The following is an 8288-nucleotide window of genomic DNA, read 5'->3' as shown; positions in this document are numbered from 1 at the left end:
AAGCACCACGCGTCATCACATCAGCCAAAGCAGAAGGTGCAGAGCAAGTCATCTTGACGGACCACAATGAATTCCAACAATCTGTTTCAGATATCGCTGAAGTAGAAGTATATGGTGTGGTGGATCACCACCGTGTGGCTAACTTTGAAACTGCCAGCCCACTTTACATGCGTTTGGAACCAGTTGGATCAGCATCTTCTATCGTGTACCGCATGTTCAAAGAACACGGTGTAGAAGTGCCAAAAGAAATCGCTGGTTTGATGCTTTCAGGTTTGATCTCAGATACCCTCCTTTTGAAATCTCCAACAACACACCCATCTGATAAAGTGATTGCGCCTGAATTGGCAGAATTGGCTGGTGTCAACTTGGAAGAATACGGTCTTGCCATGCTCAAGGCTGGTACCAACTTGGCAAGCAAATCAGCAGAAGAGTTGATTGACATCGATGCTAAGACTTTTGAATTGAACGGAAACAACGTTCGTGTGGCTCAAGTGAACACAGTTGATATTGCTGAAGTTTTGGAACGCCAAGCTGAAATCGAAGCAGCCATCCAAGCCGCAAATGCAGCTAACGGCTACTCTGACTTTGTCTTGATGATTACAGATATTGTCAACTCAAACTCAGAAATTTTGGCCCTTGGTGCTAATATGGACAAGGTAGAAGCAGCTTTCAACTTCAAACTTGAAAACAATCACGCTTTCCTTCCAGGTGCCGTTTCACGTAAGAAACAAGTGGTTCCTCAATTGACTGAAAGCTTTAATGCATAATGATAAATGGGGAAACCCATTATAAAAAAGGAGTTTCGACTCCTTTTTTGCTAGGAGAGAAGTATGTTAGAAAATGGTGATTTGATTTTTGTGAGAGAAGATACGGAAATGGGGCAGGCCATTCAGACTTCGACAGGTAACTACAGCCATGTGGCTATCTTTTTGGACGGACAGGTCTATCATGCTACGATGGAAGGCGGTGTTCTTTCCCAGTCACCCGAAGATTTCTTTGAAGCTGGAAAAGTCTATGACCTTTATCGCTATGTACAGATTGATTGTCCAGAGGTCGAAAAGCGGGCAGAAAACCTTTTAGGGTCTCCCTACAATGCGTCCTTTTATCCAGATGGAGATGGTTTCTATTGTTCCCAATTCATCGCTGAACTAATTCCTATCTTTGAAACCATTCCCATGAAGTTTGGAGATGGGGAAGAGGAGATTAGTCCGTTCTGGCTGAATTACTACAAGGAACTCGGACTAGCTGTTCCCCTAGATCAGCCCGGGACTAACCCGAGTCAGTTAGCTCAGTCTCCCCGTCTACAGTTTAAAGAAAGGTATTTGGATGATTCGAATCATTAATTCCACACGTTTGACACGTCAGCCATTTTTCAAGGACTTGATCAACTATCTGGACCAGCAGGATGATGTGATCCTGCGGCAAATCAAGGCCCAATTTTCAGATCAACCAGTGGATAAGCTGATGGAGGAATATATCAAAGCGGGCTTCATCCTTCGAGAAAATAAACGCTACACTCTCAATTTGCCTTTCTTAGAGTCAGCTGATCGAGTTGAACTGGATCAAGAGGTCTTTGTTCGAGAGGACAGTACAGTTTATCAAGAATTAAAAGCCAAGGTCTTCCAAACAGAACTCCGCAATACTACCAATGCAGCGATTCTCATAGAGGAGACGGACTTCGAACGACATGCACAGACACTTTCCAATTACTTCTACAAGGTGGCTCACCAATACCCTCTGACAGAGGAGCAAGAGAAGATCTATGATATCTTGGGAGATGTCAATCCCGAGTATGCTATCAAGTATATGACCAGCTTTTTGCTCAAGTTCCTCAAAAAAGAAGAAGTCCAGCAAAAGCGCAGAGACATCTTTGTTGATAGTTTAGAAGTCTTAGGCTATATCCGCAAAAATGATGAAGGAAAATATGAATTAGCAGTGGACTTGGATAAGGAAAGACTGATGTTTATCAAACAATAAAAAAGGCTAGGAATTTTCCTAGCCTTCTTTCGTTTGATTATAGGTAACGTTCAGCAATGGCAGCATCACCTGGATATTCTTCTTTTACGCCATTGACGATTTGGTAGCAGTCAGCTCCTTTTCCGGCGATAATGACGGCATCTTCAGGCTTGCTGGTCGTTGCCATAGCCAGTTGAATGGCTTGCTCGCGATCTGCGATTTTTTCGACAGGGCGCGTGATGAAACTGCTAATCTCTTCAGCGATAGCCAAAGGATCTTCATAGTTGGGATCATCCGCAGTGAGGAAGACTTGGATTTCAGGATGGTCTTCTAAGAGTATGCCAAAGTCTTTGCGGCGGCTTTCTCCTTTATTACCGGTTGATCCAAGGACTAGTGAAATGGTCCCCGTTTGATGGGTTTCAACTACTGAGAGCAGCTTTTTCAAGCTATCTCCATTATGGGCGTAGTCGATGAAGACCTTGGCTCCATTTTTCTGAGTCAAGACTTCCATTCGGCCAGGAACGCGCGTCTTAGCAATTCCTTTTTGGATATCCTCGAGACTCGCTCCTAGACGAAGGCAGGCAAGACCTGCAGCCACAGCATTTTCTTGGTTGAAGTGACCGATGAGCTGGGTATCATAATCTCCCGCCAGCTTGCCAGTGACAGAAAAGCTAAAGGCTTTGGAGTTTTGGACTTGGTTGCTTGATTGACTGCCGTAGAAGTCGTGGTCTTGCTCCGCAACCTGCTCCGCAAGAATCTCAAAATGATCCATATCGCTATTGACGACAACAGCACGGCTATTTTCCATCAAGAGACGTTTGTGGTAGAAATAGTCTTCAAAGGTTGGATGTTCAATTGGTCCAATATGGTCAGGGCTGATGTTGAGGAAGACACCGACATCAAAGGTCAGACCGTAAACCCGTTTCACCAAATAAGCTTGGCTAGAAACCTCCATAATCAGGTGGGTCCGATCATTGGCAACTGCCTGGGCCATCATTTCAAAAAGATCAATGCTTTCTGGAGTGGTCAAGGTTGATTTGAAGAAAGTCTTGCCATCCAAGGTTGTATTCATAGTGGATAGCATGGCTGGACGGTGGCCTTGCTCAAGAATCTTGTAGGCAAAGTAAGCAGAAGTCGTTTTGCCCTTGGTCCCTGTAAAGGCTAAGAGTTTTAGCTGGCGCTCAGGGTAGCCATAGAATTCCATGGCAATCAAGCTCATAGCCTGTTTGATATCCGTAACGATAATGGCTGGGATGCTGACCTCAAAGTCTTGCTCAGCGACATACCACTGGAGACCTTGCTCGATCGCTTGCTCCAAAAATTCCTTCTTGAAATTTGCCCCCTTGACAAAAAAGAGGGTCTCGGAGTTGACTTTTCGACTATCGTAGCTTATTTGATTAAAAGAAACACCACTTGCTGAATAGTGGTATTCTCCGTCTTGTAGGATCTCACGAAAGTTGTGATCCTCTTTTAAAATGTTTAGTACAGTTTCTATCTTTATCATAATCCTATTTTAAACTGAAAGACCTTATTTTACAAGTGTAAAGGAAAAGTTTATAATGAAAGAAGACTATAAAGTAGAGGAAACATATGAGTAACGAAACAAGTAATCAACAGGCCCAGATGCTTCGAGGTACAGTCTGGTTAACAGCCAGCAATTTCATTAGTCGTCTCTTAGGTGCGGCCTATATCATCCCTTGGTATATCTGGATGGGTAAACATGGAGCAGAGGCAAACGGTCTCTTCACTATGGGCTACAATATCTACGCTTGGTTTTTGCTGATTTCAACAGCAGGCGTCCCAGTAGCAGTCGCTAAGCAGGTGGCCAAGTACAATACCAAGGGGCAAGAAGAGCACAGTTTTGCCATGATTCGTGGCTTCCTTAAGTTCATGTCTTTATTGGGCTTGGTTTTTGCTATTATCATGTATGTGCTTTCCCCAGTATTTGCAAATCTGTCTGGAGGTGGGAAAGACCTAATCCCTGTCATGCAGAGCTTGTCTTGGGCAGTCTTGATTTTTCCTTCCATGAGTGTCGTTCGTGGCTTCTTCCAAGGGCATAACAATCTGAAACCTTACGCCATCAGTCAAATTGCTGAGCAAGTGATTCGGGTTATCTGGATGCTCTTGACAGCCTACTTCATTATGAAGGTCGGCTCAGGTGATTACGTTGAAGCCGTAACCCAGTCCACTTTTGCAGCCTTTATTGGGATGGGAGCGAGTCTTCTAGTCCTCGTCTATTACCTCTGGAAAACAGGGCTTCTACAGCACATTATTCATCGCCCAGAGTCTGATAGCCAGATTGATACCAAGGCTCTCTTGTGGGATACCATTCGTGAAGCGATTCCGTTCATTGTGACAGGATCAGCTATTCAACTCTTCCAAATTATCGACCAGATGACCTATAGCAATGTCATGTCTTGGTTCACCAACTTCACTCGTTCAGAGCTTTTGGTTCAGTTCAGTTACTTCTCAGCGAATCCGAACAAGATCACCATGATTTTAATTGCAGTTGCGACATCGATCGGTGGGGTGGGAATCCCTCTCCTTACAGAGAACTATGTCAAGGGGGATTTCCGGGCTGCAGGTAAGCTGGTTCAAGATAATTTGACCATGCTAGTAGCCTTCTTGCTTCCAGCGACGATTGGAGCTGTAGCTATTGCAGAGCCTCTCTATACGGTCTTTTACGGGAAACCAGATTCCCTTGCTTTGGGACTCTTTATCCTAGCGATGTTACAAACGGTCATTCTAGGCTTGTATACGGTTCTCTCTCCAATGATCCAGGCTCTTTTCCAAAATCGGAAGGCAATTCTTTACTTTGGCTATGGAGTATTGGTAAAACTGATTCTCCAAGTACCTTTCATTTATGTCTTTAAAGCCTATGGTCCTCTTCTTTCTACTACAATTGGTCTCATGATTCCGATTGTTCTTATGTACAAGGAAATTCATCAGGTGACTCATTTCAATCGCAAGACAGTCTTCAAACGAAGCTTATTGACAGCCATTCTCACCTTGATCATGCTCTTGGTGGTCCTAGTTGCAGGCTTTATCCTTGGCTTGGTCATCAAACCAAATGGTCGAGTGACAAGCATGGTCTATGTAGCTCTGATTGGTGGTGTTGGAATCGTCGTATACGGTGGCCTCGGTCTTCGTCTTCGTTTTTTAGATCGCTTCATTGGTAGCAAGGCAGCTAGTCTTCGAAATAAATTTCATATTTCATAACCAGTAGAGGTTGGGGCTATCCCACCTCTTTTTTTCATTATAGTTTGAAGCTATATCTAGCTCTTGAAAAAGGAAAAACCGAATCATCTAAAGAAGTGATACAATAGAGACAATTGAATTTACGTCCATTGGAGGTTTGTATGAGTCACAAAAAGAATATTAACACCATCCTAGCTCAAGCGGGAATCAAGTCGGATCCAGCAACAGGGGCTTTGATTACTCCGCTTCATTTTTCAACCACTTACCAGCATCCAGAGTTTGGTCAATCTACTGGTTTTGACTATATCCGTACCAAGAATCCGACTCGGGTAAACGCTGAAAAGACCTTGGCAGCTATTGAGAGTGCAGAGCATGCCTTGGTGACGAGCTCAGGTATGTCTGCCATTGTCTTAGCCTTTAGTATTTTTCCTGTTGGCAGTAAGGTTTTGGCAGTAAGAGATCTTTATGGAGGCTCTTTCCGTTGGTTCAACCAAATGGAACAAGAAGGACGCTTTTTCTTTACCTATGCAAATTCTGAAGAAGAATTGGTAGAGGGATTGAAGGGAGAGGTGGATATTCTCTATATTGAAACGCCTACTAACCCACTCATGCTGGAGTTTGACATCCAGAAATTAGCTAAACTCGCTCATGAAAAAGGGGCAAAAGTGATTGTAGACAACACCTTCTATAGCCCTATCTACCAACGTCCAATTGAAGAAGGAGCAGATATCGTCCTCCACTCAGCGACCAAATATCTAGCGGGTCATAATGACGTTTTGGCTGGTGTTGTAGTGACTGATGATGAAGGTCTCTATGAGCAACTCTTTTATAACTTAAACACAACTGGAGCTGTTCTCTCTCCTTTTGACAGCTACCAACTGATCCGTGGGTTAAAAACCTTAGCCCTTCGAATGGAGCGCTCTACAGAAAACGCGAAGAAGGTAGTGGAATTCTTGAAGGGGCATCCAGCCGTTAAGGAAGTTTTGTATACCGGCAAGGGAGGCATGGTTTCCTTTAAAGTAAGCCACCAAGAAAAGATTCCAACCATTTTGAACCACTTGCAAGTCTTTACCTTTGCAGAAAGCTTAGGTGGAGTGGAGAGTTTGATTACCTACCCAACTACACAGACCCACGCAGATATTCCTGCAGAGGTTCGTCATTCCTATGGGTTAACGGATGACTTGCTTCGCCTTTCCATCGGAATTGAAGATGCACGGGATTTGATTGAGGATTTAGAACAAGCATTGGCTAGATAGGAGTCCATCATGGGAAAAGAACAATTTTTGACTGTCCCTAATCGTTTGGGGCATCATACTAGCAAGTGGAAGGAGTCAGAGCAAGATCCAGAACTTCTTCCTGCATGGATTGCAGATATGGATTTTGAATCCTTACCTGCGGTTCGAAAAGCCATTCGAGATTACGCAGATCAATTAGTCTACGGCTACACCTATCCTAGTGAAGAGCTTTACCGAGCTGTTCAGGAGTGGGAAAAGTCAGAGCATGGATATGTGTTTGAGAAGGAAGCCATTGTCTTTATGGAAGGTGTGGTTCCGTCTATTTCAACGGCTATTCAGGCTTTCACTAAGGAAGGCGAGGCTGTTCTCATCAATACACCAGTTTATCCACCCTTTGCCCGTAGCGTCCGCCTCAATCAACGCAAATTAGTGACCAATTCCTTAGTAGAAGTGGATGGACTTTTCCAAATTAATTTTGAGCAATTGGAAAAAGACTTTGTAGAGCACCAAGTCAAACTCTACATCCTGTGCAATCCTCATAACCCAGGCGGTCGCATCTGGGAACGAGAAGTCCTAGAAAAGATTGGTCGTCTCTGTCAAAAACATGGGGTCTTGCTTGTTTCAGATGAAATTCACCAAGACTTGGCGCTATTTGGAAATCGGCACGTATGTTTTAATACAGTAGATCCAAGCTTTAAGGACTTCACTCTTGTCTTATCAAGTGCGACCAAAACCTTCAACATCGCAGGAACAAAAAATTCCTATGCCATCATCGAAAATGATGCACTAAGGAAATCCTTCCAAGCTCGGCAGTTGCGAAACAATCAACATGAAATTTCTGCCCTTGGCTTTATCGCCACCGAAGTCGCCTATCAGAAAGGAAAGGCTTGGTTAGAGGACTTAAAGGAAGTCTTGGAAGAAAATATCAACTACACTGTAGAAGTTTTGCGTGAGCAGACAGACATTGGTGTGATGAAACCGCAAGGGACCTATCTACTCTGGCTTGATTTTTCTGCCTACGGTTTGTCAGAGGAAGAACTCCATGCTCGACTTCATGACCAGGCTAAGGTCATCCTTAATAAAGGGACAGACTTTGGAGTAGAAGGGAAGCAACATGCCCGTTTGAATGTGGCAGCTCCGAAAACCCTAGTCCAAGAGATTGTCGATCGGATTGTAACAAATTTTCCTAAAAAAGGTTGATTTTAAGGGTTGACTTTTCTATAGGGGAGGAGTATACTCAAGGGGAATAACGGTAGGTGAGGCTACCACAAGGATACGGATGACTACCGCAAAGCAGTGGAGACACTACTCGTTGGTCAACAGTCCTGATCGCAAAGGTCAAGACTAAGCTCATTTCATTGCCTTGCGGAGCTAAAGCTTGGACGGTCTATTTTTTGAGAATTTTTATTAAAAAATAAACGACGAGTTTAATGAGTCCTACCTATAAAAGGGGAGGGCTTTTTTCTTATGCTTAAGAAGCCTCTCACCTATCAAGTAGAAAAGGAGAACACTATGATACAAATCGACGATCATCCCGAACCGCACATAGCCAGCCAATCGCTGATTTGTGTCATCGGGACTCTATAAGCGTTTGGCTCCTGATTTAAAAGGAGATTCCAATGCAAACAACAAAAGAAAGACTCATTGCTGCATTGCAAGATGCAGAAACAAGAACCTTAGCAACCTATCAATCTAGCTGGTCTGGTTTGACGGAAGACCAAGTAGAGGAAAACCGGGATAGCTATGGAGAAAATGTCCTCACAAAGGGGCAAGATGATTCTATCTGGAAACGGATTGTTGAATCCATCATCAATCCCTTCACAGTCATCTTACTGCTCATTGCCCTTGTTTCTCTGGTGACCAATGTTTGGTTAGCCAAACCAGGTGAGGAAGATCCAA

8 protein-coding genes and 1 riboswitch are annotated in these 8288 nt (G+C 43.8%); of the genes, 7 read left to right on the top strand and 1 reads right to left on the bottom strand.

All coding sequences use genetic code 11. The annotated features are described in order from the left end of the window. The 3 genes from ACLOR3_RS00190 to ACLOR3_RS00180 all read left to right on the top strand — a co-directional run. Positions 1-767 (top strand): manganese-dependent inorganic pyrophosphatase (locus ACLOR3_RS00190; protein WP_412036870.1); only part of this gene is annotated, 767 nt, incomplete at its 5' end. Between the two features lie 63 nt (positions 768-830). Beyond that, a complete protein-coding gene (locus ACLOR3_RS00185; RefSeq protein WP_048715371.1) occupies positions 831-1343 on the top strand; it encodes a YiiX/YebB-like N1pC/P60 family cysteine hydrolase in 513 nt (170 codons plus the stop codon). Next, entirely contained in the window at positions 1327-1977 is a 651-nt protein-coding gene (locus ACLOR3_RS00180; protein WP_411399963.1) for a DUF1803 domain-containing protein, read from the top strand. The genes ACLOR3_RS00185 and ACLOR3_RS00180 overlap by 17 nt, the downstream gene beginning before the upstream one ends. Before the next feature lie 37 nt (positions 1978-2014). On the opposite strand, the gene ACLOR3_RS00175 is transcribed toward ACLOR3_RS00180, so the two are convergent. Beyond that, positions 2015-3460, bottom strand: coding sequence for a UDP-N-acetylmuramoyl-L-alanyl-D-glutamate--L-lysine ligase (locus ACLOR3_RS00175; RefSeq protein WP_411399962.1), 1446 nt, complete (start codon positions 3458-3460; stop codon positions 2015-2017). Positions 3461-3546: 86 nt separating this feature from the next. Between ACLOR3_RS00175 and ACLOR3_RS00170 the strand changes: the two genes are divergently transcribed. The 4 genes from ACLOR3_RS00170 to ACLOR3_RS00155 all read left to right on the top strand — a co-directional run. Next, positions 3547-5175 (top strand): putative polysaccharide biosynthesis protein, encoded by a 1629-nt coding sequence (locus ACLOR3_RS00170; protein WP_411399961.1) that lies wholly within the window; start codon positions 3547-3549, stop codon positions 5173-5175. A 140-nt stretch (positions 5176-5315) separates the two neighbouring features. Beyond that, positions 5316-6410 (top strand): cystathionine gamma-synthase, encoded by a 1095-nt coding sequence (locus ACLOR3_RS00165; protein WP_048689723.1) that lies wholly within the window; start codon positions 5316-5318, stop codon positions 6408-6410. Between the two features lie 9 nt (positions 6411-6419). Next, positions 6420-7589: a MalY/PatB family protein gene (locus tag ACLOR3_RS00160; RefSeq protein WP_411399960.1), complete on the top strand. Its 1170-nt coding sequence runs from the start codon at positions 6420-6422 to the stop codon at positions 7587-7589. A 41-nt stretch (positions 7590-7630) separates the two neighbouring features. Then, positions 7631-7785, top strand: a riboswitch (M-box (ykoK) riboswitch). Between the two features lie 223 nt (positions 7786-8008). Further along, on the top strand, positions 8009-8288 hold a 280-nt coding region (locus ACLOR3_RS00155; protein WP_412036869.1), incomplete at its 3' end, for a cation-transporting P-type ATPase.

Origin of the sequence: Streptococcus intestinihominis (assembly GCF_046824975.1) — a bacterium.
In the GTDB taxonomy this organism is placed as follows: domain Bacteria; phylum Bacillota; class Bacilli; order Lactobacillales; family Streptococcaceae; genus Streptococcus.
The sequence above is the reverse complement of the archived record's forward strand: the minus strand, read 5'-3'. Positions and strand labels throughout refer to the sequence as shown.